Consider the following 25,956-nt stretch of genomic DNA (forward strand, 5'->3'; position numbering starts at 1 on the left):
AGCGTCAACGACAAGGCAGAGACCATGATCCTGGTGGTCGACGACGTCGCCGCCAACAGATACGCCATCGGCGCCGTGCTGCGCAGGGACGGCCACCGCGTCGTGCTCGCCGCGAGCGCGGGCGAGGCCCTCGTCGAACTCGACGTGCGCCAGCGCGCGGGCGAACTGCCCGACGTGGCCCTCGTCGACGTCGGGCTCCCCGACATGAACGGCTTCGAGCTGTGCCGCCGCATGAAACAGTCACCGCTGATGGCGGCGCTGCCCGTCGTGCACTTCTCGGCCGCCCGGATAGCCCCCGCCGACCGGTGCCGCGGCCTCGACGCGGGCGGCGAGGCCTATCTGACGGTCCCCGCGGAACCGGAGGAGATCCAGGCCGTCGTGCGGGCCGTGGCCCGCGGTGCCCGGCACCGCAGCGACGCCGAGGCGCACGCAGGGCATCTCGCCCAGCTCGCCGAGACCGTCCTCCACGTGCAGTCGGCCCGCTGCCCGACCGAACTCGCCGAGGCCGCCGCCGTCGGCGCGGCCAGCATCACCCGGGGACCCGCCGCCGCCTTCGTCCTCGGCGAGGACGGCACGCTGTACCGCGGCCTGTCCCGGCGCAGGTCCACCGCCTCGCTGCCCGACGACGGCGCGCACGACGCGGTGGCCCGCCTGACCCGGCGCGTCATGGCGGGCCGAACAGGCGTGCACACCACGGTCGTGGCCGCCCCGCTCTGGCCGCCCGGCTTCTTCCACGCCGAAGGGCCCGGCGGCACCGGACCCCAGGACGGCGCCCGGCTCTCGCTGGCCCGCGCTCGCGAGGGCTGCGAGCCCGTCTGCCTCGCCGTCCCCGCGTACGCCCAAGGAATCCACCCCGACACCGGGCGTCTCGTGGGCAGGCTCGCCGGAGCCACCGCGCTCGCCGCGGAGCGACTGCTCATGTACGAGATGGAACGCCACATCGCCCTGACCCTGCAGCGCAGCTTCCTGCCGACGCACGTCCCGCAGCTGCCGGGCACCGAGGTCGTCGTCCGCTACGAACCCGCCTCCCGCGACACGGAGATCGGCGGTGACTTCTACGCCGCGCTGCACACCTCGCAGGGCCTGCTCACCGCCATCGGCGACGTCGTGGGGCACTCCCTGGACGCCGCCACCGTGATGGTCGAGATCCGGCACGCGCTGCGTGCCTACTGCCTGGAGGACCCCGACCCCGCCGCGCTCGCCCACCGGCTCGACACCATGCTGCAGCGCTACCACCCCGAGCGGACGGCCACCCTGTGCCTCGCGCTCATCGACCCGGAGACGGGACGCACCCGCGTCGCCAACGCGGGACACATCCCGCCGCTCGTCGTCGGCGACGACGGCACCGCCGACTACCTCGACGCCAAGGGCCCGCTGCTCGGCCTCGGCCTCGGCCGCCCCGAACCCACCGAGACGGTCCTGCGCCCCACCGACCGGCTCCTCATGGTCACCGACGGCCTCATCGAGACCCGCGGCACGGACCTCGCGGTCTCCATGGAACACCTGCGCGCCGCCGCGGCCGACGCGCCCCCGGGCGTCGCGGCCCTCTGCGACACCCTGCTCACCTGCTTCGGCCACGGCAGGGACGACGACATCGCCCTCCTCGCCGTATGCCTGGCGGGCGCCCCTTAGCGCAGCCGCTTCTCCAGGAGCGTCACGCCGTAGGTGCTCCCGTCGGGCGCCACCTTGCCCGCGAGGTCGCCGACGGCCGTGTACCCGGCCTGCTCGTAGTAGGCGCACAGCCGGGGCACCGTCGTCATGCAGTCCAGGCGGCACAGGTCGCGGCCCGCCGCGGCGATCCGCCGTTCGGCGGCGGCGAGCATCGCGCGGCCCGTGCCGGGGCGGGCCCCGCGCCGCGTCATCAGCCGGTGCACGTAGCCCGCGTCGGGCGGCCGCACCCCCCAGGCCGCCTCGTCGTCCCACCACACCTCGTACGCCCCCACGACCTCGTCGCCGTCCTGGGCGAGCCACACCTCGTGGGTGTCCGACCCGATAAGGCGCCGGAAGTGCTGTGCGTCCTTGCCGCCGGGCTTCCACTGCTCGATGCCGTGCTCCAGCATCCAGCGGGCCGCGTCGTCGTAGAGGCCGACCAGGGTCGATGTGTCGTCGTCCGCCGCGCCGCGGAAGGTCAGTTGCGCCGTCATGGCGATCACCGTAAAGGTGGGCACGACACCGGACGCACGAGGGGTGGCCCATGCCGCAGATCACCGTCGACTACTCCGAGGAGCTCGCGGGCGCCTTCGACCGCAAGGGGTTCGCGCTCGCCCTGCACCCGCTGCTCGTCGACGTCGCGGGCGCCACCTCGGACGCCTGCAAGACCCGCTTCGTACCGACCGAGGGGAGCCTGGTCGGGGACGGCGCGGGCGACGACGGCATCGTGCACGTCATGATCGGTCTGCTGCCCGGGCGTTCGCCCGAGGTCAAGGCGCGGGTGACCGAGGGCGCGCTGGAACTCCTGCGGCAGTACGTGCGGACCGAGGGCGGCCCGCGCCTGCACGCGTCGGCCGAGATCCGGGACCTGGACGACTCCTACCGCAAGTCGGCCGACGCCTGAGGCACCAGGGCGACGAGGCGGCTGATCAGTTCGCCGAACGGCCCGTCGGCCGGTTCCGCGGCGAGGATGCCGCGCAGCACCTCCGCCATCTCCTCGTCGTACGCGGCGCTCACCGCGGCGAGCGCCGCGAAGTCGTGCACCAGCTGCAGTTCGAGCTCGGCGCGCGGGATGCGCCGTCCGTCCAGCCAGATCAGCGCCGTCGACTCGGCGAGCGACACCCAGGTACGCACGACGAGTTCGAGGCGGGCGGGCGGGTCCGTGATCCCCAGGTGCTTGAGGATCTCGTCGTACGCCGCCTGCCGCACCGAGTCGATCAGCGCGTTCGTCGTCGACGCCGTGTCGATCGAGCAGGCGCCGCCCGTGGAGACCGAGGAGACCGCGGGACCGCCGCGCATCAGCGCGGAGAAGCCGGGCCCGTGCTCGTCGACGAAGGCGAGGAAACGTCCCATCACGCGCAGCAGGCGCGCCCCGAGCGGCCCTTCGTGCGGCTCCACGAACCGCTCGGCCAGATCATCGGCCGCCCGGCGCAACGCCGCCTCGTACAGGCTGAGTTTGCCGGGGAAGTAGTGGTAGACCAGCGGGCGCGAGATGCCCGCGGCCGCTGCTATCTCGTCGATGGAGACGTCGTCGGGAGAGCGGTGGCTGAACAGTTCGAGCGCGACCCCGATCAACTGCTGCCGCCGCTCCTCGACACCCATCCTGCGGCGCACCCCGGTAGTCATGCGAACACCTTACCGAGCGGAACAGAACCGCCGACGAACCGGCCCCGTACGGCAGTTCACGCATCCGGCATGTCTCACATGTCCAGGACGATCCGCTCGCCGCGCGCCCGCGAGACGCAGATCAGCATCGAACCGTCCCGCTCCGCGTCCGTGAGCAGCTCGTCCCGGTGGTCGATCTCCCCTTCCAGGACCCGCTGTTGACACGTCCCGCAGAATCCCTGCGCGCACGAGTACGCGGTGTCGGGCAGCTCGGCGCGGACGGCGGCCAGCACCGTGGAGTCGGCGGGCACCGCCACCGTGCGTCCGCTGCGCCGCAGTTCGACCTCGAAGGCGGTGTCGCCGTCCGTGACGGCGCGCGGCGCGAACCGCTCCAGGTGCAGCGTGCAGTCCGCGGGCAGCGCCGCGGCGACGGCGTCCATGAGCGGCTCGGGGCCGCACACGTGCACCGCGGTGCCCGGCGCGCTGTCGGCCAGGAAGGCGGCCGGATCGGGCAGCCCGTCCTCGTCCTGCGCGACGACGGTGACCCGCTCGCCCGCGGGCCCGCCGAGCTTCTCGACCTCTTCGAGGAACGGCATCGAGGCCCGCGAACGCCCCCCGTACAGCAGCCGCCAGTCCGCCCCCGCCGCCTCGACGGCCCGCAGCATCGGCAGGATCGGGGTGATCCCGATGCCGCCCGCCACGAAGACGTACGACGGCGCGTCGGCGAGCGGGAAGCGGTTGCGCGGCCCGCGCACCTCCACCTCGACGCCCTCCCGCAGCTCCTCGTGCACCTCGCGCGAGCCGCCCCTGCCGCCCTGCTCGGCGGGGATCAGCCGGGTCGCCACGGTGTACGAGGAGGAGTCCTCGGGGTCGCCGCAGAGCGAGTACTGCCGCACGAGCCCGGACGGCAGGACGAGGTCCAGATGGGCGCCCGGCTGCCACGCGGGCAGGCGCTCGCCCGTGAGGCGCAGCTGGACGACGCCGTCGGCGACGCTCTCGTGCCGGGCCACGCGCAGCCGCAGCGCACGCGAGCGCGGCTGCCCGGAGACCGGCTCCGCGAGGGCGGGCAGCGGCCACAGCGGGGAGGCGTCGATGCGGCGGCGCATGGCCCGCCGGGTGAGCAGGGCGACGCCCGCGACGAGGACGACGGTGCGGATGCGGGGCATGTCAGACGGCGCCCTTCTCGGCGGCGGTGGCGGCGGGCGAGGAGGCGAGGTAGGCGACGGCCTGCGCCGTGCTGCCCTCCTGGGAGGGGTGGTAACTCCGGCTCAGATAGCGGGGGATGGACCGGATCATGGCGCCGGTGGAGGGCAGGGTCCCCGCGCGCCCACTGCGGTAGAAGGCTTTGAAGCTCGCGTGGCCGTCGACGAGCGTCGGGTCGTTCTCCATGAAGAACCGCGCCCCGCGCTGCCACAGGAAGACCAGCGCGCTGAAGGCGGTGGCCCAGGTCCTCGCCCGGCGCCGGTAGCCCCCGTCGACGTGCATGAACAGCTCGAAGGCGACGGAGCGGTGCTCGACCTCCTCCGCGCCGTGCCAGCGCAGCAGGTCCAGCATGGTCGGGTCGGCGCCCCTGCGGTCCAGCTCGTCGGCGTTGAGCACCCAGTCGCCGAGGAAGGCGGTGTAGTGCTCGATGGCCGCGATGATCGCGACCCGCTCCATCAGCCACCACTCGCGCGCCTTGCCGGGCGGCAGCGTCCGGTCGCCGAGCAGCTTCTCGAAGAGCCAGTCGACCTGCGCGGTGTACGGCGTCGGGTCGAGCCCCTGCTCCTTGAGGTGCGGCAGGACCTCGTCGTGGGCCTGCGAGTGCATGGCCTCCTGGCCGATGAACCCGATCACGTCCTCGCGCAGCCGCTCGTCGCGGATGAGCGGGAGCACCTGCTTGTAGACGTGCACGAACCAGCGCTCGCCCGCGGGCAGGAGCAGGTGCAGCACATTGATGGTGTGCGTGGTGAACGGGTCGTTCGGGAGCCAGTGGAGCGGTGTCTTCTCCCAGGAGAAGGAGACGTTGCGTGCCTTGAGCGGTATGTGCTCGGACGCGAGGGGCTTGGGCGCCCGGCCCTGCGTATTAGACATGGTGTCAATGTACTGATGGGTAGTCGTGGGGGTACAGGGGTCTGCGGCGGGAACTTTGCGCCTACCGCAAGGTGGCCACCTTCCGGCCGTCCGCCAGCTCGCCACTGAGCCGGGCCCGGGTGGCCCGCTCCGTCCGCACGGCGAGCACGTGGCCGCTCACGCGCTCGCCGCCGGACGCGGTGATGGACGTGACCTCCTTGCTGCCCGCGCCGAGCAGGTACCAGTTCCCGGCCCGCGACTTCCACAGGACGCCCGCGAGGACCAGCGGATCCCTGCCGCCGCACGCCGGCGAGTCCTCGGCCTTCGCCGCGACCGCCCCGGCGGGGCCCGACGTCTGGAACTGCGCGAGGATCCGGCTGCCGCCGCCCTGCCAGGTGTCGGCGCGCGTGCAGACCCACTCGGCGGCGCCGTTGGCCTCGGGCAGCGCCTGACGGGCGTACGCCCAGGAGTTCACGGACCGTACGCCGTGCGAGCGCACCGAGGCGAGGGAGCACGCGGACTTGGCCCACTGCGCGGGCGACGCCTCGCGCGGGGCTCCCGGCCGTCCCGATGTGAGGTGCGCCGGGACGAGTTCCCCGAGGTCGGTCGACATCCGGACCGTGCCGGAGTTGTCGCGCAGCCGCAAGGCGTTCCACGAGGTGCAGTCGCGGGCGGTCGCCGGACTGGCGAAGGGGTCGGTGACGCCGTCCGCCGAACGGTGCAGGGACAGCCCCTTCGCGGCGGGCTTCAGCAGATCGCTCACCGATGCCGAGCCGATCCAAGGAGCGGTGAGATAGCGGACGTTGCCGTCCGCGCGGCTGACCACCACGGCGTTCGCCTCCGCGCCGGTCGCGCCGTCCACCCGCGCGAAGTCCAGGGCGGCGCCGCTCGTGCCCTCCTTCGGCTCCGCGTACCGGGCGATGCGCTGCCCGTCGTAGAGCAGGACGACGCGGGTCTCGTCCACCACACCGGCGAAGAGCAACTGCGGGGGCCCCGGCGGCGCCCCCGCCGCGGTGCCCGGCGTGGCGGAGACCTGAACGGACTCGCCGGGCCGCGCCCACACGGCGAGCGCGCGCCGCAACAGCGCTCGATCGCCGACGAGATCGCCCCGCGCGGGCCACACGGAGAAGTCCGTCCGCGCCGAACGCTTCCACGAACTCGCGGTGGCGGTCGTCAACTTGCCCGGATCCAGGGCGGCCTGGCCCGCCGGATTGCGGGCGTACGGCGGGGCGGCGGCGCCGTCCGGACTCCATCCCTCACCGGGCAGCCCGAGCAGCGCGCCGCACACCAGCGCGGCCGCGGCCGCCACGCCCGCGGCCTTCATGTGCTGCCTGCGCCGCATCAGATCGGTCGGCCGCGCGTGCAGCGAACAGGGGTCGAACTCCGGCGACTCCAAGAGCCCGTACCCGGCCTCGACGCCGTCCGCCTCCGCCAGCGCGTCACCGGGGTCCGCGCAGCCCGCCGCGCAGAGCACGTCGAACACGGCGGAGTCGTCGAGCCGCTCCAGGCCGCGCAGCACGTACGCGGCGCGTGCGGAGCCGGACAGCGCGGAGAGCCGCTGGTCCAGGTCGAGTTCATCGGCGCCGCCGGACCGCGGGAAGAGCCGCAGCCCCCACACCTGCGGAAGCAGCGGCGGCAACTGGGACCGCTTGGGCCACGCCTTCCGCTTCAGCGGCAGTCCGGCCTCCAGCGCGGTACGCACCACCCGCAGCCGTACGTAGGCGTAGCCCGGGTCGCCGTTGCGCCGCTCACGGGCACCGTGCTGCGCGGGGAGGACGACCTCGTCCCCCGACTTCCTGCCGCGCGGCAGGGCGCGCTGCGCGAGGGCGTGAGCGGTCAGCACCCGGCGATTGCGCCCGAGGCTCGGCGGCAGCACCAGGTAGGCGATCCTGACGAGCCGTGGGTAGTGCTCGACGAGGGCGGCTTCGGCCTGTTCCACGTCTACAGGGGCGCTGGCGCTGTTCCGGGGCTGGGGATGGGGCTTGGGGTGGGTCTGCGCTTTCGACGACACGTTCAGCTAAACGAGGGAATGGTGAGATGGTCACCTTGCCGGGCCCCTGGGCCTTGGGGGGAGCGACTACCCCGCCGCTTCGCGGCGGATGCGTGCCCACCCGCCCACCCGTATCTCCGCGACGGACCGTTCCTGTAGGAGCAACCCGCCTTGGGTTCGGCTGTGGGGCGGGGCCGCGGCGGTATGTCCGTCCTCGCCGTCCCAGGCGTACCGCCACGGCTTGGGCACCTCGGAACGAGGCCCCCAGTGCTCCGGGCGGACATACCGCCACGTCCCCTCAGGCCGGGATGGCGGCTGCGGGCCGGTGGGGGTCCCGCCGCTGTGGGCAGGCGTGCCGCTGGGCGGCACGGGTGGGCACAGCCCCCGGCGCCGAGGGACGGGAACGGGAGCACAAAACACGGCGCGGGCGGGGGTGGGGACACCCCCACCGGCCCGCAGCCGCCCGCGCTCCCGAGGGGACGTGGGGGTATGTGCGAACGGAGCACAGTGGAGACCGGGGCAAGGAAGCAAGGCCAGTGGCCTCCGCCCCGGGATGGCGAGTACGCACATACCCCCGCGGCCCCGCCCCCAAGACGAAGACAAGGCGCAGACCCCAGCCCAAGGGAAACCCGCCAGCTACTCCACACGCCACCCGCTGAACTCCACCAGGCCCTTTCCCCCGTCACCCCCATTCGTCGCACTCATGAACAGCCCCACATCGACCCCGCCACCCCCAGCCCCCGGCACCGTCACCGACGCCACCGTCCGCCACGTCTCCCCGTCGTCCGTCGAGCAGGAACCCGTGAACACGCCCCCCGACCCCCGCGTCAACCGCAGCAGCACCGGGGCCTTGAGACCCGTGATCCGCTTGTACGTGTCCAGAGTGCCGTCGCCGTTCGTGTCGTACGAGAGCACTACGCCGTTGGCGGGCGTGACCGCGAGGTCGAGGAAGCCGGGGGAGCCGGGGGTCGCGAGGGAGTTGCGGGCGATCAGGCCTGCTCGGGCCCAGGGGCCCGTTGTCTCCTGGGAGTCGACGCGGATCGTCGCGGAGACGCCGGGGGCCAGAGCTCCCGTTCGGTACAGCGTTCCGAACTCCGTCGTTCCCTTCCACAGGTCCGCCCCGCCCCCGTGAATCGCGAACCGGCCCTCCAACTCCCCGAATACGGAGCCGTTGTTGGAGTAGGTCCGCCAGCCGTCGCTGAGAGGACCGGCTTCGTACAAGGAACCTTCCGCCACCGTACGTATCCGCGACTCTCCCTGCGGCCCGTACCGCACCGCGAGTTCGTACGGCAGCGGTCGCAGCGGACGGTCCAGTGGCGTCCCCGGCGTACGGACCCGCCAGGCGACCCGCCCGGTGCCGCCGGGCGCGACCCGGTCCAGGGAGACAGGGCCGGAGGGCTCCGCGTCGACGCCGGTCAGGTCGAAGTCGACGCGCCCCGTGGCGCGCAGGCCGTTGACGTTGCGGAAGAGCGCGGTGACGCGCCCGTGTCCGCCGGGCGGCAGGGCGGGAGGGTCGGCCGTGACCTCCAGCGTGCCCTGGTAGGGCGCGCGGGCGAGTACGTCGCGGACCCGTGAAGCCGTCCGGTAGGCGTCGCCGACCGGCCGCAGCGGGTAGTTCTTGCGCTCGCGCGTCCACGGTTCCTCGGCCGCGAACCAGTCGACGGCCTTCGGCTCGCGCCCCGCGGCCATCGCGTCGGAGAGTTCGTCGAGCCACCGCTGCCACCGGGGGAGGTAGAAGTCGCCCGTGAGCCCGTGCCATTCGCGGTTGCCGTAGTCGTGGAGCTTGCCGCCCTCGGAGGTGTCGCGGCCGCCCCAGACGGTGACGAGGACCTTCGCGGTCCGCTCGAACTCGGCCCGTTCCGCGTCCGTCGTGCCCATCCGTCTGGCCGCCTCGATCCAGGGCCCGACCAGGAAGGCGGGGACGGTCCCCGTCAGTTCCTCGCCGAGCCGCATCAACCGCAGCCACAGGGTGGACAGCGCGGCGAAGGAGGCCCGGTCCCCGCGGGCGTAGGCGCGCCGCAGCTGCGGCAGGAGCTGGCGGCTGCGGTGGGCGAGGGCCTGGCGGGCCACGTCCACCAGGTCGTACCGGTAGGCGGCGCTGCCCCGCAGCGGCCCGCGCACCCCGAGCAGCCCGGCGAACGCGGCGTCGAAGCGCCCGGGGTCGTAGGTGAGGGCGCGCGGCGCGTACTCGGCGGCGCGGTTGGCCGCGAGGTCGGGGCGGGCGGCGAACAGGGAGTCGTGGGCGTCGCTGCGCTCGACGGCGGTGTGCTGGTAGGCGGTGTCGTTGAGCGCGCGCCAGGCGGCCCGCGCGTCGTGGTCGGCTCCGCCGTAGCGGAAGTCGGCGTACGAGGAGAACCAGTCGGCGCGGTCCACCACGGTCTTCGTCCAGGCCAGTTCGGAGAAGAGCTCGAAGGCGGCGGGGTCGCGGTCGGTGGCCTCGGGCATGAACGCGGTGCCCACCAGGGCGCTGTTCGCCTTGTCGCGCCAGGCGAAGAACCGCTCGTTCCAGAGGTGGGTGCGGGCGCCGATCGTGGTGCGTCCGCCGAAGTTGGGGATGGTGCCGAAGGCGTACGGGGTGCCGCCCCAGTCCTTCTCCCGGTCGGTGACGCTCGCGTACCGGTCGGACACCCCGTCGACGATGAGCATCCGCTTCTTGTCGACGGCGTCCAGGAGCGCGGGCAGGGGGTTGGCCTCCCAGCCGAGGATGACCCAGGTGGCGCCGGGCCGCGCGGTGCGCAGGGCCTTCTCCACGCCGCGCGCGGCGTCGGGCACGGGTACGTCACCCGCGGTGCCGCCCTCGTGGAGCAGGTCCATCTTGAAGTGCGAGGCGGGGCCGAAGAGCTGTTCCTGGTGACGGTAGAAGGAGGCGGCGACCTTGGCGAAGGCCGAGGTGCGCGGGTCGAGCCAGTCGGGCCGCTTGAAGCCGTGCCAGACGCCCTGCGGCACGACGCGGGCGTCACCGCCGTTGCGCTGGACGAATCCGTCGGGCACGTTCCCGTAGTAGCCGGGGAGCACCGGCGCGATGCCCAGCGAGCGCAGTCGTCGCACGATGCGTTGCCCCAACTCGACGCGGTTGGCGATGAGTTGGGCGGAGAGCGGCCCGCCGTATCCGGAGAGGTTCTGCAGCAGCCACCACGGCTGGTGCGAGGGCGCGGGCAGCCAGGCCCTGGCCTCGGCGTCGGTGTAGCCGAAGTCCTTGAGCACGCGGTGGTAGACGGCTTCGGCGCCCGCGATCACCAGGACTTCGTTGCAGCCGTGCAGGGCGAGTACGTCGATCATCCGCTCCCAGTACGCCCAGTCGGCGTACGGCGCGGTGTACCCGTCGTTGGTGTCGTTGAGGGCGAAGCGGTGGGGGAGCGAGGTGGAGCGTGCGAGTGGCCTGGCGGGTGCTGGCAGTCGGGTCGGCAGGTTCAACTGGCTGCCGTTCCAGGTGATGTGGGCGCCGCACACGTACTTCAGGTACCAGTGGACGCCGGTGAGCAGCACCGCGGGCGTGGTGCCCGACACCTCGATCCGTCCGGTGGTCCCGGTGACCCGGAAGCGGTCCTCGTGGTCGCGCGCCGCGACGAGTCTGAGACGGATCTGGTCCGCGTGGTGCGGCAGGAGTCTGTTGAGTGCTGAGCGCGCGGAATCCGTATCGAAGGCAGGGCCCCCGGCGGGTTCACCGGGCCCGGCGGCGTGGGCCGGCGGCGACATCGCGCCGACGGCGGCGCCGAGGCCGAGCGCTCCTGCGGTGCCGAGCACGGTACGGCGGGACGGATCGGACATGTGTACCTCCTGTGTTGAAGGACCCGGCGCACGGTATCCGCGTGGCCCGAGGTGCTCAACGGTGCGGAAGAAGATGGCGAGTTCGGCTCGCCGGAAGGGTCTGGTGGGACGATGAGGGCAGCGCGAAGCGCGCTTTTGGGCATGGCGATGGGAGTGCTGCTTGCGGTGGCGGGGTGCGGCTCGGACGGTGACGACACACCGGATACGGCGAGCGGCAGCCTGGAGCAGCTGGCGGCCAGGGCGCGGTGCAGGCCCGAGGTCCAGACGGACGCGGCCGAACTGCGGCAGGCCACCTGTGACAACGGTGCCCGGCACTACGTGTTCGTAACCTTTACAAACGCCCGTGGCCAGGCCGAATGGCTCGACGAGGCGAACGATTACGGGGGCACGTACCTCGTCGGCACCAGCTGGGTCGCGGTCGGCGGTGCCCAGGACATCTCGGCGCTGCGCAAGCGGCTCGGCGGAACCGTGGTGGCCGCCGCCGGAATGCACGGGCACGGCGGCGGCCACCAGGGTGGGGGAGCGGGGATGGAGATGGGGGTGGGGATGGGGAGGGGTTGAGGGTGGGTGGTCAGGTGCAGCGCTGACCGGAGTTGACGCAGTTCGCGACGCGCCGCATCAGCTTCTGGTCGAAGACGTTGATGAAGTCACCGTGGTCGGTGACGGGTTTGTGCAGCTGCTCGGGGAACGAGTCGACGGCGAAGCCGGGCCCCGGCGGCACGTCGTACACGATGCGCTGCACCAGCTGGGGAACGGCCCGGAAGCCCTGGGGGCAGGCGCCTGTGCGGGGGTCGGCGAAGGCGACGTGCGTACGGTGGTTGGCGCTGTCGGTGTTGCGGCCGTCCCAGCAGCTCTGGAACCTGAAGGTCCGCACGACGTCGCTGCCCCGGGGGCAGATCGGGTACTTGTCCTTCAGCTGCCGGTTCTCGAATCCGGTGCAGCTCCAGGAGGCGTTGGCGTTGGCGTCGCCGTTCGTGAACGCCTTGGCGTCACCGGTGATGATCCGCAGGAAGCGCGGCATCGCGACCACCTTTCCCGTCGGATTTCCGGTGAACTTCAGCGTGACGGAAGCCGGGGTCTGGATCTCCCCGACATTCTGGTCCTTGCCGCCGCCGTCCGCTCCCGCGTCGTTCTCGTCCTTTCCGTTCTGGAGTCGCAGGACGGGCCAGTAATAGGTCGACTTGTCACCCTGATTGCGGCAGCTCGTCCTGCCGTTCGCGAGATCCTGATCGCTGGAAAAGGCATCCGTCGCCTGATTTCCGACGTAATCGTGCATGTGGTGAGCGCCATTGCTCACACCGGGCGCGACGATGACATTGTCGGGATTGAACTTGCCGTTCGCGTTCCGTCCGCATTGTGTGGTGAAGGTGCCGAGGGACGCGCCGCGGCGTTCCCGGGGGCGGTCGACATTGGGTCGGACGGACTTGATGTCCACGAAGTCACCGGCCTCGGGTCCGTTGCCCTTCTGCCCTTGCGCCTGCCCTTGGCCCTGGCTCTGGCCTTGGGTCTGCCCCTGCTCCTGGTCAGCCGCGCGCAGCGTGCAAGGCGCCATGCTGTCGAGGTTGTCGGGCCGTTCACCGGCCTGTTCCATGGACCGCGCGATCTCGCCCAGCGTGTCCCTGCGCTCCGCTTCCAGCGGCGGGAGCACGGACTCCTTGTCCTGCGCCTGTGCCTTGCCGAACGCGTCGTACGCCCGTGTGATCTGGCTGTCCAGGGCGGCGAGTTGCCGATCGACATCGCCGCGCGCCGCGTCCGGCACTTCGGGAAGCTGATTGGCCACGTCCGGGCAGCTGATGGTGGACACCTGCTGCCCGGCACTCTGTGGGGGAGGCTGATCCGCGCTTTCTTCGGCGTTGGCGTAGACATTCACGGCGATCAGTCCGCCGCCGCCCAGGAGTAACGCCGCGGACGCGGCGACCATGCGTCGCGCCAGCCTCGATCGTTTACGTGAGGTACGTCCCATGGGGGTACATACGCATCAGGAATCCGAGGCGTTCAGCGTCCCTGGTCCAAATACGCGAGCACCGCGAGGACGCGCCGATTGTCGTCATCGGAAACGGGAAGATCGAGTTTTCCGAAGATGTTGGACGTGTGTTTGGCGATGGCCCGCTCCGTGACCACGAGTTGCCCCGCGATCGCCGCGTTCGACCGGCCCTGCGCCATGAGTTCGAGGACCTCGCGCTCGCGCGGGGTGAGCGCGCCGAGCGGCTGGTCGGCGGAGCGCCGCGAGAGGAGCTGCTGGATCACCTGCGGGTCCATCGCGGTGCCGCCCGCCGCCACCCTGCGTACGGCGTCGATGAACTGCCCGGCGTCGAAGACCCGGTCCTTGAGGAGGTAGCCGACGCCGCCGGTGCCGTCGGCGAGCAGCTCGCGGGCGTACAGCTGCTCCACGTGCTGCGAGAGGACGAGGACCGGCAGGCCCGGCTTGGCCCGGCGCGCGGCGAGCGCGCACTGGAGCCCCTCGTCGGTGTGGGACGGCGGAAGCCGGACGTCGACGACGGCGACGTCCGGCTGCAACTCCGCTAGGGCCTTGGTGAGTTCGGGCCCGCTCTCCACCGCCGCCGCGATCTCGAAGTCGAATGCCTCCAGCATCCGCACCAGGCCGTCGCGCAGCAGGAAGAGGTCTTCGGCTAGGACAACTCGCAAGGGATCTCCATGGTCACCATGGTCGGGCCGCCAACCGGGCTGCTGACGGCCAGTACGCCGTCGAATGTACCGAGTCGGCGTTCGATACCGCTCAGCCCGGATCCGGTGCCCACGGCGGCGCCGCCCTTGCCGTTGTCGGTGACCGCGATGCGCAGCATGCCGTCGGTGTGGTGCAGGTCGACCCAGATGCGTTCGGCGCCCGCGTGCTTGATGGCGTTCGTCAGGGTCTCGCTGACCGCGAAGTACGCCGCCGACTCGACCGGCGCCTCGGCCCTGCCCCGCAGTTCCACGTCGACCTCGGTGGTGACGGGGAGCCGCAGCGCGAGGGCCTTGACCGCGTCGCCGAGGCCGCGTTCGGCGAGGACCGGCGGGTGGATGCCGCGGACCAGGTCGCGCAGTTCGGTGAGCGCCTCGCCGGAGTTCTGCCGGGCCTTGGCGAGCAGTTCCTTGGCCTTGGCGGGGTTCGACTCGACGAGGGCCTCGATGGTGCCGAGGTCCATGCCCATGGCGACCAGACGGGCCTGCGCCCCGTCGTGCAGATCGCGTTCGATGCGGCGCAGCTCGGCGGCCGACGTGTCCACGGCGTCGTGCCGGGTCTCCGTCAAGTGGTCGACGCGCAGGGCGAGTTCACGCTCGCGCATGCTCGTGGTGGGGGCGATGAGCCCACGCGCCATACGGAAGTGGGTGCGGATGAGGACGGGGTTCAGGAAGAGCCCGACGACGAACAGGCCCGTGCCGAGCGCGGCCGCGTAGTTCGCGGTGGTCTGCGAGGTGACGTGGATGAAGGCGTACCACTCGCCGCCGCCCGCGTTGTAGATGGGCTCCCACACGCCGAGGGCGAGCACCCAGCCGTACAGCATGTAGAGGAGCAGCGAGGGTGCGAGGATCGCGACGATGAAGCCCGCGGTCATGTCGACGAGCAGCCACTGCAGATCGCGCCAGGTCGCCGGGTCCTTCAGCATCAGGTGGCAGCGGTCGACCTGCCCCATGAGTCCCCGTCGCATGTTCGGCGGGAAGGGCCGGTACGGGATCGGGATGTGGACGTCCGACCACTCACCGGCCTGGACGCGGCGCAGGTTGGCGTGCTTGCGCAGGCCGGTCAGCACCACCGGGGTGGTGAGCACGCCGATGCCGAGGGGGATGAAGGCGATCGCGAGGACCGCGTTGACGAAGAAGATGATCCCGCCCGCCAGCGAGACGACCGATAGATACAGGCCGCGTGCACCCGCTATCACGGCCCTGCCCACCCGTGATGTCCCCATGATGTCCCTCTCCTCAAGCTGCCTGTCAGAAGGACAGTCTCCCTGGTCACGGGGGTGCGGGTCACTGGGCCCCTCACCCGGGCGGGGGTGTACCTGACGACACCCCCCGGGGCTCGCCCTGTGCTTCGGACAGAGGGGGTCTCGGCGGCTGGGGCGGGAAGCCCCCGATTTCTAGCGTGAGTGACGTCTTATCCGACGCTTACCGACGCAGACTTATGGGGGCGAAAACGCCATGCGGCGCAACCTCGCGGCACGACTCGGTGTGTGGAGCGCACACCACAGGAAGACGGCCATCCTCGGCTGGCTGCTCTTCGTGGTCCTGGCCACGGTCATCGGCGGGGCCTCCGGCATGGTCACCGCCTCCGAGGACGAGATGGGCGTCGGCGAATCGGGCCGGGCCGAGAAGATCCTCAAGGACGCGGACATCGACGAACCCGCGGGCGAACTCGTCATGGTCAGCGCGCGGACGGCCGACGGCTGGCGGGACGCGGCGGCCGATCTGTCGAAGGCGCTGACCGCCACCGGCGAGGTGCGCGGCGTCCAGGCGCCGCTGCCCTCGAAGGACGGCAAGGACGCGTTGCTCCGCTTCGAGATCAAGGGCGCGTCCGACAAGGCCGTCGACCGCGTACAGCCCGTGCTCGACGCGGTGGAGCGGGCCAAGGAGGACGGGGCGGGGCACGGCGTCTCCGTCTACCAGTTCGGTGACGCGAGCTCCCAGAAGCACCTGTCGGACCTGCTCGCCGACGACCTGAAGAAGGCCGAGTTCACCGCGGTGCCGCTGGCCCTCGGCATTCTCCTGGTCGCCTTCGGGGCCGTGGTCGCCGCGCTGCTCCCGGTGGGCCTCGCGCTCACCGCGTGCGTGGGCGCCTTCGGCCTGCTGTCCCTCGCCAGCCACCAGCTGCACCTGTTCGAGACGACCTACTCCGTGATGTTCCTGATGGGTCTCGCGGTCGGCGTCGACTACTGCCTCTTCTACCTGCGCCGCGAACGCGACGAGCGCGCGGCGGGACGGGACGCGGAGACGGCCCTGCGGATCGCGGCGGCCACCAGCGGCCGGGCCGTCCTGGTCTCGGGCCTGACGGTGATGGTCGCGATGGCGGGCATGTTCCTTTCCGGCCTGCTCCTCTTCAAGGGCTTCGCGCTCGCCACCATCCTCGTGGTGTGCGTGGCGATGCTCGGCTCCGTCACGGTCCTGCCCGCGCTGCTCGCCGGGCTCGGTGACCGCATCGACGCGGGCCGCATCCCCTTCCTGAACCGGCGCTCCAAGCGCGGCGCCCACGCCGGTGGCGCCGTGGCGGGACGCGTCCTGCGGCCCGTCCTGAACCACCCGAAGTTCTTCGCCGTCGCCGCCGCCGTCGTGCTGCTCGCGCTCGCCGCGCCCGCGCTCGGCATGAAGACCGAACAGCTGGGCCTGGAGAAGCAGTTCGGCTCCGACGCGCCGCTCTCCGTCTCGTACAAGAAGATCACCGAGAAGTTCCCCGGCGGTCCCGCGCCCGCCAGGGTGGTCGTCAAGGCCGACGACATCCAGGCGCAGCCGGTGCGCGCCGCGCTCGGCTCGCTGACGAAGAAGGCGGGGGACGGCGCCGAACTCACCGTCCACAAGGCGGCGAACGTCGCCGAGATCGCGGTGCCGCTGCCGGGCGACGGCACCGACGCCGAGGCGAAGAAGGCCCTGCGCGCCCTGCGCGACGACACCGTGCCCGCGGCGTTCGACGGGGTGGACGCCCACGCCTACGTCGGCGGTGACCTGGCCTCGTCCGAGGACTTCAGCGACCAGCTCAGCAAGGGCATCGTCCCGGTCTTCGCCTTCATCGCGGCGGTGACGTTCCTCCTGATGCTGTTCAGCTTCCGCTCGCTGGTGATCGCGGTGACGTCGATCGCGCTCAACCTGCTGTCGGTGGGCGCCGCCTACGGAGTGATGACCGCCGTCTTCCAGCACGGCTGGGGCGCGGAGCTGATCGGCTCGGAGAAGGTCGGCGCGATCGAGAACTGGATGCCGCTGTTCGTCCTGGTCGTCCTCTTCGGACTCTCCATGGACTACCACGTCTTCGTGGTCTCCCGGATCCGCGAGTCCCGCGACCGGGGCATGGACAACCGCTCGGCGATCCGCGAGGGCATCACCCGCACGGCGGGCGCGGTGACAGGGGCGGCCGTGATCATGGTGGCGGTCTTCGCGGTCTTCGGCACGCTGTCCATGCAGGACATGCAGCAGATGGGCGTGGGCCTGGGAGTGGCGGTCCTGCTGGACGCGACGCTGGTCCGCATGATCCTGCTCCCGTCCCTGATGACCCTCCTGGGCGACCGCAACTGGCACACCCCGCGCTGGCTCTCATGGCTGCCGAAGGTCTCACACGGCGAGGAGGAGGCTGCCTCGTCGCGGGCAGACGAGCCGTCCGCGTTGTGGGCAGGCGTTCCGCACGGCGGAACGGGTGGGCACAACGCCCCGGTACCGACGGGCCGTTAAGGAGGCATAGGGCTCAAGTGACGTACCCCCGGCGCAGAAGAACAAGGCGCCGGGGGTACACCACGTCAAAGCCCGAGGGCCTTCGCCTCCTTGTCGGGGTCAAGCCCCACGACGGGCCGATCCCCCCGCTGGGGAGCGACCCCGCCAAGGCTCCGGAGCCAGCCCCACGTGTCGGCGACGGTCTCGGCGACGGGCCGGGCCCGCAGCCCCGCGGCCACCGCCTTCTCCGACGACGTGATGTGCAACGTGTCGTACAGCTCACCGACCGGCGGCACCCACACCGGCAGCTCCATCCACGGCTCGATGCCCGCGGCGGCGATCACCTCGGACGACGTCCACCGCAGCTCCGCGTCCGCCGCCCCCGCCACGGCGACACACGCATCGAGGAGCTCTCCCATCGTGGTGTGCGCGACGGGCGAGACGAGGTTGTAGGGCCCGTGCAGCCCGGCCGCCGCCGCGTCGACGATCCACTCCGCGAGATCGCGTACGTCGATGAACTGGATGCCCATGTCCCGGGGTCCTGGGGCGAGCACGGGACCGCCCCGCGCGACCCGGTTCAGCCACCAGGGCAGCCGCCCGATGTTCTCGTACGGGCCGAGGATCAGCCCCGCCCGCGCGAGCAGCGTCCGCTCGGCCCCGAACTCGGCGAGGGCGGCGAGCTCGCCGCCCCGCTTGTCCACCTCGTAGCTCACGGCCTCCGCGTCCGGATCGCCGTCCACCAGGCGGAAGTTCTCGTCGGACCCGGCCTCGCCCGGGTAGCTGTACACGGATCCGCTCGACACGTAGACGTACCGCCCGACGCGCCCCGCGAGCAGCCGGGCCGACTCGCGCACCACCCGCGGCGCCGCCGACCAAGTGTCGACCACCACGTCCCACTCGCCGTCGGCGAGCGAGGCGAGGCCGCCGTCGGCGAGACGGTCGCCGTGCAGGGCCCTGGTGCCCTCGGGCGCAGCGTGGTGACCGCGGTGGAAGACGGTCACCTCCCAGCCCCGGGCGAGGGCCGCCTCGGTGACCGCGCGTCCCACGAATTCCGTACCACCCAGCATCAGAAGTCTCATGCCGTCGACTCTGCCGCCGGACCCCCGCCCAGGGGAACAGGTTTCTGCTCGCAGCAGATGATCAGCGCTGCGTCGGGGCGGCGACGGAGGGCGGCGCGTACTTGTACCCGACGCGCCGCACCGTCTGGATCGTCCTGCGGTGGTCGGCGCCGAGCTTGCGGCGCAGCCGGGCGATGTGCACGTCGACGGTGCGGCCGTCGCCCACGTGGCCGTAGCCCCACACCGTGGTCACCAACTGGTCGCGGGTGTGCACCCGGTGGGGGTGCGCGACGAGGTGGGCGAGCAGCTCGAACTCCAGGTACGTGAGGTCGAGCGCGCGCCCGTCCACCTCGGCGGCGCGCTGCACCGTGTCGATCCTGACGGGCCCGGTGGCGGCGGGCCTGACGTCGGGCAGGACGGGCTCCGCGGCGACGGGTTCCTGTCCGGCGGGCACGAGCACGAGGTAGCCGACCATCGGCGGCTGGCCCGGCAGGCTCGGCAGGGTGTGCTGCGGCGCGGGCAGCCAAGTGGCGCCCGGCGGCAGGAAGTCGGTGATCTGCACGACCTCGTCGGGGTCCACGGCCCGCAGTCGTCCCCGGGCGGGGGAGACGGGAGGGGTGAGGGCCGGGGAGGTGAGGGCGGGGGAGGCGGAGAAGGAACGAGAGTTCGCCATGGTGAAGTCAGCTCTTTCGCGCGAAGAAGGAGTCGTCGAGAACGAGACGTACGTCGTGCGCGTCAGGCGAAGGCCGGGTGAACGGCTTTAGAAGGCCCGCGCGTTCATCGCGCGGCAACACACCCGGTCGAAGTCGTGGTGCTGACGGGAGGGCCAGAACGGCTCGAGGTCGTGACGACCTGTCGCGGTGATCCGGTGGCTTCCCATGACCCCATTGAAGCAGATGGGACGGTTACCGGCAGTTCCCTCTCGCCCAGTGATACGGCCTCTTGACGGCTCTTGGCCGGAAATGCACCCCACCTCGGGTGGGCCAGCTCACGCCGCTCGTACGACGAGGGGGCGCCCACCGGAATCGGTGGGCGCCCCCTCGTCGTACGCGTCGGGATCAGACCTGTCCGGCCTTCTCCAGGGCGGCGCAGCAGGTGTCGACGAGGAGCCGCGTCACGACGTACGGGTCGACGTTGGCGTTCGGGCGGCGGTCCTCGATGTAGCCCTTCTGCTCCACCTCGACCTGCCACGGGATGCGCACCGAGGCGCCGCGGTCGGAGACGCCGTACTTGTACTCGTCCCAGGGCGCGGTCTCGTGCAGTCCTGTGAGGCGGTCGTCGATGCCCGCGCCGTAGTTCTTGACGTGGTCCAGCGGCTTTGAGCCCTCGCCGAGCGCCTCGCAGGCGGTGATGATCGGCGCGTAGCCCTCGCGCATCGCCTTGGTGGAGAAGTTGGTGTGCGCGCCCGCGCCGTTCCAGTCGCCCTTGACCGGCTTGGGGTCCAGGGTCGCGGAGACCTTGAAGTCCTCGGCGGTGCGGTAGAGCAGCCAGCGGGCGATCCACAGCTGGTCGGAGACCTCCAGGGGAGCCAGCGGGCCGACCTGGAACTCCCACTGCCCGGGCATCACTTCGGCGTTGATGCCGGAGATGCCGAGACCGGCCTTCAGACAGTTCTCCAGGTGCGCCTCGACGACGTCGCGGCCGAAGATCTCGTCCGCGCCGACGCCGCAGTAGTAGCCGCCCTGCGCGGCGGGGAAGCCGCCGACGGGGAAGCCGAGCGGGCGGTCGCCCTCGAAGAAGGTGTACTCCTGCTCGATGCCGAAGATCGGCTCCTGCGCGCCGAAGCGGGCCTCGGTCTCGGCCAGTTCGGCACGGGTGTTGGACTCGTGCGGCGTCATGTCCGTGTTGAGGACCTCGCACAGGACGAGTATGTCGGCGCCGCCGCGGATCGGGTCGGGGCAGGTGAAGACGGGCTTGAGGACGCGGTCCGAGGCGTGACCCTTGGCCTGGTTCGTGCTGGATCCGTCGAAGCCCCAGAGCGGCAGCTCGGCGCCCTTCGCCTCGTCCGCCAGGATCTTCGTCTTGGAGCGGAGCTTGGCGGTCGGCGCGGTGCCGTCGATCCAGATGTACTCAGCCTTGAAGGTCACGGGGCCTCATCCTTAAAACGCTCGGTACGGCGCAGAACGTGCGGGCGCTGCGGTGCCGTGGTGATGTGCGGCAGCCTGGCAACCGGCGATTTCCCGACCGTTGCCCTCATGTGAACCCCGTGTTACCTGGGGCGAGTGTGGCTGACGTCACGCGTCGGGCACCGGCGGGCCTCACTTGATGACGGCGTTGGCCGCCGCGATGACCAGGCCGATCGTCGCGTCCGCGGCGCCGATCAGGACGGCCGAGCGGCGCCGGTAGCCCACGCGCAGCGCGGCGGTCGTGCCCCAGGCGAAGAGGAGCGCGGCGTTCAGGAGCAGCCCGGTGTACGTGACGGGGGACTCGGGCCAGCCGAAGGCGCCCGCGAGCAGCAGCAGGAGCACGGTGGGCCAGCAGGCGACGATCACCGGCCACTCGTCGACGAGCGTCAGGGCCAGCTGGCGCCACCGGTGGATGCCGGAGCCCGGCCGGTGCGTGGACATGTGGTGCGCGTAGCCGTGCGCGAGGGCGGCCGTGCCCGCGGTCACCATCACCCAGGCCGCGTCGTAGTAGGGCGTATAGGGGGTCCCCTCCGACTGGAGCGCCGCCAGCAGCGCGCTCGCGAGGACCGTTCCGTATACACCCCCGAACATCCAGCTCCGCACGGAGCGCTCCTTTCCGTCCGCCGGATCGTCCGTCCGGGCGTGGACTGTGGAGCCCTCAACGCTAGGCAGCTGTTTGTAACGGTTTGCCAGGTATTGGCCATCGACCTGAGGTCAGGTTCCGGTTGGGGTCCGGTCGGGGTCCGGTCAGCGGGACAGCGCGTCCCGCACCGCCTCCTCGGTCCGCGCCACCACGGCCGTGCCGTCGTCTGCCGGGTGGGGTCTCCCCTGCTCCTTAAGAGCTTGGGGAAGATCGGACGCTGGATCAGCTTGGGGTGCCCGGCGAGCGCCCCGATCCAGCGGTCGCGGCCCGACGCGTCGCGCGGCCACGCCGCGCGGTCGGCGAGGCCGAGCTTCTTGGCGGCGGCCTCCTGGGTGCGGGTGATGTCCCAGGGTTCGAGGCCGAGCCGGTCGAGCACGGCGCGGATCTCGTCCTCGGAGGGCACGTCCTCCAGGTAGCGGCGCACGGTGTAGTCGGCGCCCTCCGCGTCGAGCAGGGTGAGGGCGCTGCGGCACTTCGAACAGGCGGGGTTGATCCAGATCTCCATGCCGCACACGCTACCCGCGAATCACCCGCAACAGGGCTCGCGGCGGAGTTCTGTTCGAATACCCCAAAGACCGTCTGGCCAGCGGCGATTGTCAGTGCCGCGCAGTAGAATCACAGTAGTGTTCGAGGGCGCCCGACGGGGGGTCCTGACCGCGACAGGAGGATGCCTGTGCCCGCTGCCGCACTCACATCGAAGACGAAGTCGAAGTCGACATCGAAGTCCACGTCGAGGCCCGTGCTGATCGACCTGCCCTACGTACCGCTGGAGAAGAAGGCCCTACCGCCCGGACGCCCCCGGGAGTGGTACATCACCCACAACCGTCGTCTCAAGGCCATGCGCCTGGCCATCGCCCTGCTCGACGCGGGTGTATGGATGCCGAACCAGGCGAAGAACACGACGATACGGCGCATGGCGGAGGACATCGGGATCCATCCGCCCTCCGACATCACGTGCCACATGGTGCGCGCGCTGATGCGGTACAGCCGCTGAGCAAGTGCCGGGCCCGCCGGGGAAGTCGTCCCGGTGGGCCCGGCACTTCGCCCATTTCCCGTCAGGCCCGGCAAGGGCCTGTGCGGACAATTGTGCGAAGGGGCATGCTGTGCCCCATGACCCAGCAGCAACCCGTCGGCGAGCTGCCGCTCCTGACCACCGCCCAACTCCCGGACGGCGCCCGCTTTCCCGTCCGCGCCCTGCTCGCCCCCGCGCCGGACCGCTTCCTGCCGTCGGGGTCGGGGCCCGCGCCGGGTCCGCCACCCGCGCCCGCCGTGCTCGTCCTGCCCGCGATGGGCACGCCCACCCGCTTCTACCGCCGCTTCGCGCGCCAACTCCACGACGAGGGGCTCACGGCGCTCACCGTCGACCTGCGCGGCCAGGGCGAGGCGACCCCGCACGTCACCGACCGCGCGGCCCTCGACCACGGCTACCGCGCCATCGTCGAGGAGGACCTGCCCGCGATCGTCTCGGCGGTCCGCGCCGAGCTCGGCCCCGAGCCGCCCCTGCACCTGCTCGGGCACAGCCTGGGCGGGCAACTCGGCCTGGTGTACGCCGCTTTGGGCGCCGGGTCCGGTGGCGGCGCGGTCGACGGGGTGGTCCTCGTCGCCTCGGGGTCCGTCTGGTTCCGGGCGTACGGACGGCTGCGCGGGCCGGCCCTGCTCCTCGGCGAGCTGTTCGCCGCCGCGGCATCGACCGTCCTCGGCCGCTGGCCGGGCAAGTTGTTCCGCTTCGGCGGCGACCAGCCCAAGGGCGTCATGCGCGACTGGGCGAGACAGGGGCGCACAGGACGCTACGCGGGCAAGGGCTCCGCGCTCGACTACGAGGCGGCGCTGCGCGAACTCGACCTGCCGGTGCTCGCCGTATCCGTCGAGGGCGACACCTTCGCACCGCCCGGCGCGCTCGACCACCTCGTCGGCAAGGTCCCGGCGGCCCGCCTCACCCGCCGCCACTACACCGCCCACGAGGCGGGCGGCCGCCTCGACCACTTCGCCTGGACCCGGGCGGGCGGCGCGCTCGCCAAGCAGGTCGCGGCGTGGGCGGCCGCCGAGGAGACACCCGCGGGACACCGAGCCGCGGGACACTGAGTCGCGGGGCGCCGAGCCGACGGCGGTCCCCGGGGGCCCGCGCGGCGCCCGGGAGCGCTCACCCGTTCGGCGTACCCCGCATGCGCAGGCGACCGCGGCCGCATTGGCTGCTGATGAGGGCCGCCCCGCGCCCGCGGCGAGCGCGGGGCGGCCGGTGTCCGCCGCGAGCGTGAGAGGGGAGCGAGCATGACCACCCCGGAGGAACGCGCCCGTACCGGCAAGGCGGCCCGCAGACGCGCATCGCGCTCCTCGCACGCGGCCTGGATCCCCTCGGCCGACCGCCCCGACCCGGTGGCCGTCCTGGAACGCCAGGGCGCGGACCGCGTCCAGGAACTGCTGCCCATCCGCTACGGCAGGATGGCCGCGACCCCGTTCGCCTTCCTGCGCGGCGCCGCCGCCGTCATGGCGGGCGACCTCGCCGCCCAGCGGCACACCGGCCTCACCGTGCAGCTCTGCGGCGACGCCCACCTGCTGAACTTCGGCGTCTTCGCCTCGCCGGAGCGCGCCCTGCTCTTCGACCTCAACGACTTCGACGAGACCTGCCAAGGCCCCTTCGAATGGGACGTCAAACGGCTCGCCGCCAGCGTCGCGGTCGCCGCCCACGGGAACGGCGCGGGCGAGAACGGCGCCCGCGACGCCGCCCAGGACGCCGTGACCGCCTACCGCAAGGGCATGCGGCGCCTGGCCGGACTCGGTGAACTCGCCGTCTGGTACGAGCGCCTCGACGCCCGCGAAGTGCTGGACCTCATCCGCTCCCCGGGCCACCGCAAGCGCGTCGAGGCGGGCCTCGCCCACGCCCGCGGGCGCACCAGCCTCCAGGCGCTCGGCAAGCTCACCGAGGTGGTGGACGGCGCCCGCCGCATCATCCACGACCCGCCGCTGCTCGAACCCGCGGGCGCCCCCGACCTGGCCGCCCTGCGCAAGATCTTCGGCGACTACCGCTCCACGCTCTCCGAGGAGCGCCGCCTCCTCCTCGACCGCTACCGCTTCGTCGACGCCGCCCGCAAGGTCGTCGGGGTCGGCAGCGTCGGCACCCGCTGCTACATCGTGCTGCTCGCCGGGCGCGACCCGGGCGACCCGCTCTTCCTGCAGATCAAGGAGGCGGTGCGGTCCGTCGTCGAGGAGCAGCTGCCGAGCGGGCCCTACCTCCACCCCGGGCACCGCGTGGTGGCGGGCCAGCGGCTGCTCCAGGCCGCGGGCGACATCTTCCTCGGCTGGATGACGGGCCCCCAGGGCCGCGCCTTCTACTGGCGCCAGCTGCGCGACATGAAGGGCTCGGCGGACATCACCGCCATGTCGACGGCCGAACTGCGCTGGTACGCCGGGCTCTGCGGCACGGCCCTGGCCCGCGCCCACGCCCGCTCGGGCGACCGCCTGGCGATAGCCGCCTATCTGGGCGGCTCCGACACCTTCGACCGGGCCGTGGCGGACTTCGCGCTGCGCTACGCGGCGCAGAACGCCAGGGACCACGCGGCACTTACGACAGCGATCGAGTCAGGAGTTATCGGCGCGCTGCCCGGGGTGTGAGCTGCCCGGGGTGTGAGCTGCCCGGGGTGTGATAGGCACACGCACATGGCGAAGACCGTTTCTGTGTTCACCCTCGGCGGCACCATCTCCGCGCGGGGCGGGGGCAGTTCACCCCGCCTGACCGGGGCGCAGCTCCTCGCCGACACGACGGGCACGGCACCCGCGGACGTAGAGGTGGAGGTCCACGACGTACGGAAGCTGCCCAGTTCGTCGCTGGACTTCGAGGACGTCGCCGACCTCGCGGAACACGTCGAGAAGGCGCGCGGGGCGGGGCACGGCGTCGTCGTGGTGCAGGGCACCGACACCCTGGAGGAGACCGCCTTCCTCCTGGACCTGGCCTGCGCGCCCGGCACCCCGGTGGTGGTGACCGGGGCGATGCGCCGCCCCGACCTGCCCGGCGCCGACGGGCCCGCCAACCTCGCCGCCGCCCTCGCGGTCGCCGCGGACCCCGGCTGCGCGGGGCTCGGCGTCCTGGCGGTCCTCGCCGACGAGATCCACGCGGCACGGCACGTGCGCAAGACGCACACCACGTCCGTGGCGACCTTCGCGTCACCGGGCGCGGGGCCGCTCGGCACGGTCGTCGAGGGCAGGCCGCGCGTCCTGCTGCGCCCCGCGCGGCCCACCGTCGCCCACCCGCTGCCGCTGCGCCCCGCCGCCCGCGTCGCCCGCGTCGCCCTGGTCACGCTCTCGCTCGGCGACCGCGGCGAACTGCTCGACGCGGTGGACGATCGCTTCGGCGGCCTGGTCGTGGCGGCGTTCGGGGCGGGCCACGTGCCGACCTGGCTGGTCGAACCGCTCGCCGCGCTCGCCGCCCGCATCCCCGTGGTCCTCGCGTCCCGCACCGGCGCGGGCCCGCTGCTCGCCCACACCTACCGGGGGCCAGGATCCGAACACGACATGCTCGGGCGCGGCCTCGTCTCCGCGGGCCCGCTGGACGCCCCGAAGGCCAGGCTGCTGCTGCACGCACTCCTCGCGGACGGCGCCGACCACCACCAAGTGGCCGATGCCTTCCGCGCGTTGGCGTAGACGAGAGGTGTCGGCCGCGCCGCTCTGCCGACAGCTAATTCTTGCCCGGCCTGGCCCCGGCGATCAGTACTGTCCCGT

Annotated in this window: 21 protein-coding genes and 1 pseudogene; 8 read left to right on the plus strand and 14 right to left on the minus strand. The window is 72.2% G+C overall.

The genetic code is table 11. From position 1 onward, the window contains the following. Positions 1–24: 24 nt before the first annotated feature. Positions 25–1,632, plus strand: a complete 1,608-nt coding sequence (locus tag CP970_RS31270) for a fused response regulator/phosphatase (RefSeq protein ID WP_055547264.1) — start codon at positions 25–27, stop codon at positions 1,630–1,632. Here CP970_RS31270 and CP970_RS31275 read toward each other — a convergent pair. Further along, on the minus strand, positions 1,629–2,144 hold the full coding sequence (locus tag CP970_RS31275; RefSeq protein ID WP_055547249.1) for a GNAT family N-acetyltransferase: 516 nt from the start codon (positions 2,142–2,144) through the stop codon (positions 1,629–1,631). The genes CP970_RS31270 and CP970_RS31275 overlap by 4 nt on opposite strands. 50 nt (positions 2,145–2,194) lie before the next feature. Here CP970_RS31275 and CP970_RS31280 point away from each other — a divergent pair, with 50 nt between their 5' ends. Further along, positions 2,195–2,554 (plus strand): 5-carboxymethyl-2-hydroxymuconate Delta-isomerase, encoded by a 360-nt coding sequence (locus tag CP970_RS31280; RefSeq protein WP_055547251.1) that lies wholly within the window; start codon positions 2,195–2,197, stop codon positions 2,552–2,554. Here CP970_RS31280 and CP970_RS31285 read toward each other — a convergent pair. From CP970_RS31285 to CP970_RS31305, 5 genes are all read right to left on the minus strand, one after another. Beyond that, complete coding sequence (locus CP970_RS31285) at positions 2,530–3,276, minus strand: TetR/AcrR family transcriptional regulator (RefSeq protein ID WP_055547253.1); 747 nt, start codon at positions 3,274–3,276, stop codon at positions 2,530–2,532. The genes CP970_RS31280 and CP970_RS31285 overlap by 25 nt on opposite strands. A gap of 74 nt (positions 3,277–3,350) precedes the next feature. Next, the gene (locus CP970_RS31290; RefSeq protein ID WP_055547255.1) at positions 3,351–4,421 is read right to left on the minus strand and encodes a PDR/VanB family oxidoreductase; all 1,071 of its coding nucleotides are present in this window, start codon (positions 4,419–4,421) and stop codon (positions 3,351–3,353) included. Position 4,422: 1 nt separating this feature from the next. Next, a complete protein-coding gene (locus tag CP970_RS31295) occupies positions 4,423–5,328 on the minus strand; it encodes a metal-dependent hydrolase (protein WP_055547258.1) in 906 nt (301 codons plus the stop codon). 61 nt (positions 5,329–5,389) lie between these two features. Next, complete coding sequence (locus CP970_RS31300; RefSeq protein WP_224058846.1) at positions 5,390–7,246, minus strand: hypothetical protein; 1,857 nt, start codon at positions 7,244–7,246, stop codon at positions 5,390–5,392. 687 nt (positions 7,247–7,933) lie between these two features. Beyond that, positions 7,934–11,065 carry an alpha-N-acetylglucosaminidase gene (locus tag CP970_RS31305; protein ID WP_150494251.1) on the minus strand — a complete coding sequence of 1,044 codons (3,132 nt, stop codon included), beginning with the start codon at positions 11,063–11,065 and terminating at the stop codon, positions 7,934–7,936. Positions 11,066–11,206: 141 nt separating this feature from the next. Between CP970_RS31305 and CP970_RS31310 the strand changes: the two genes are divergently transcribed. Then, on the plus strand, positions 11,207–11,626 hold the full coding sequence (locus CP970_RS31310) for a hypothetical protein (RefSeq protein WP_224058848.1): 420 nt from the start codon (positions 11,207–11,209) through the stop codon (positions 11,624–11,626). Positions 11,627–11,636: 10 nt separating this feature from the next. On the opposite strand, the gene CP970_RS31315 is transcribed toward CP970_RS31310, so the two are convergent. Genes CP970_RS31315 through CP970_RS31325 form a run of 3 tightly spaced genes read right to left on the minus strand, consistent with a single transcriptional unit; the run spans position 11,637 to position 14,973 of the window. Next, positions 11,637–13,028: a DUF1996 domain-containing protein gene (locus CP970_RS31315; RefSeq protein WP_055552200.1), complete on the minus strand. Its 1,392-nt coding sequence runs from the start codon at positions 13,026–13,028 to the stop codon at positions 11,637–11,639. Between the two features lie 32 nt (positions 13,029–13,060). Beyond that, positions 13,061–13,711, minus strand: a complete 651-nt coding sequence (locus tag CP970_RS31320) for a LuxR C-terminal-related transcriptional regulator (protein WP_055552202.1) — start codon at positions 13,709–13,711, stop codon at positions 13,061–13,063. Beyond that, entirely contained in the window at positions 13,696–14,973 is a 1,278-nt protein-coding gene (locus CP970_RS31325) for a sensor histidine kinase (protein WP_055552204.1), read from the minus strand. The genes CP970_RS31320 and CP970_RS31325 overlap by 16 nt, the downstream gene beginning before the upstream one ends. A gap of 232 nt (positions 14,974–15,205) precedes the next feature. Here CP970_RS31325 and CP970_RS31330 point away from each other — a divergent pair, with 232 nt between their 5' ends. Beyond that, positions 15,206–17,437, plus strand: a complete 2,232-nt coding sequence (locus CP970_RS31330) for an MMPL family transporter (RefSeq protein WP_169801266.1) — start codon at positions 15,206–15,208, stop codon at positions 17,435–17,437. 65 nt (positions 17,438–17,502) lie between these two features. Here the strand turns inward: CP970_RS31330 and CP970_RS31335 are convergent, their stop codons facing one another. From CP970_RS31335 to CP970_RS31355, 5 genes and pseudogenes are all read right to left on the minus strand, one after another. Next, positions 17,503–18,495, minus strand: a complete 993-nt coding sequence (locus CP970_RS31335; RefSeq protein WP_055552206.1) for an NAD-dependent epimerase/dehydratase family protein — start codon at positions 18,493–18,495, stop codon at positions 17,503–17,505. Between the two features lie 61 nt (positions 18,496–18,556). After that, positions 18,557–19,147 carry a winged helix-turn-helix domain-containing protein gene (locus CP970_RS31340; RefSeq protein WP_150494253.1) on the minus strand — a complete coding sequence of 197 codons (591 nt, stop codon included), beginning with the start codon at positions 19,145–19,147 and terminating at the stop codon, positions 18,557–18,559. A gap of 385 nt (positions 19,148–19,532) precedes the next feature. Next, positions 19,533–20,561 (minus strand): glutamine synthetase, encoded by a 1,029-nt coding sequence (gene glnII, locus CP970_RS31345; RefSeq protein ID WP_055548295.1) that lies wholly within the window; start codon positions 20,559–20,561, stop codon positions 19,533–19,535. Positions 20,562–20,732: 171 nt separating this feature from the next. Then, a complete protein-coding gene (locus tag CP970_RS31350; protein WP_055548294.1) occupies positions 20,733–21,203 on the minus strand; it encodes a hypothetical protein in 471 nt (156 codons plus the stop codon). A gap of 144 nt (positions 21,204–21,347) precedes the next feature. Further along, positions 21,348–21,748: pseudogene (locus CP970_RS31355) on the minus strand (ArsC/Spx/MgsR family protein). Positions 21,749–21,916: 168 nt separating this feature from the next. Between CP970_RS31355 and CP970_RS31360 the strand changes: the two are divergent. From CP970_RS31360 to CP970_RS31375, 4 genes are all read left to right on the plus strand, one after another. Next, positions 21,917–22,237 carry a hypothetical protein gene (locus CP970_RS31360; protein ID WP_055548292.1) on the plus strand — a complete coding sequence of 107 codons (321 nt, stop codon included), beginning with the start codon at positions 21,917–21,919 and terminating at the stop codon, positions 22,235–22,237. A 116-nt stretch (positions 22,238–22,353) separates the two neighbouring features. Next, positions 22,354–23,325: an alpha/beta hydrolase family protein gene (locus CP970_RS31365; RefSeq protein WP_055548291.1), complete on the plus strand. Its 972-nt coding sequence runs from the start codon at positions 22,354–22,356 to the stop codon at positions 23,323–23,325. Positions 23,326–23,511: 186 nt separating this feature from the next. Further along, complete coding sequence (locus tag CP970_RS31370; RefSeq protein ID WP_055548290.1) at positions 23,512–24,852, plus strand: DUF2252 domain-containing protein; 1,341 nt, start codon at positions 23,512–23,514, stop codon at positions 24,850–24,852. 45 nt (positions 24,853–24,897) lie between these two features. Continuing rightward, a complete protein-coding gene (locus CP970_RS31375) occupies positions 24,898–25,878 on the plus strand; it encodes an asparaginase (protein ID WP_055548289.1) in 981 nt (326 codons plus the stop codon). The last annotated feature ends 78 nt before the right edge of the window (positions 25,879–25,956 follow it).

Source organism: Streptomyces kanamyceticus (genome assembly GCF_008704495.1).
GTDB lineage: Bacteria > Actinomycetota > Actinomycetes > Streptomycetales > Streptomycetaceae > Streptomyces > Streptomyces kanamyceticus.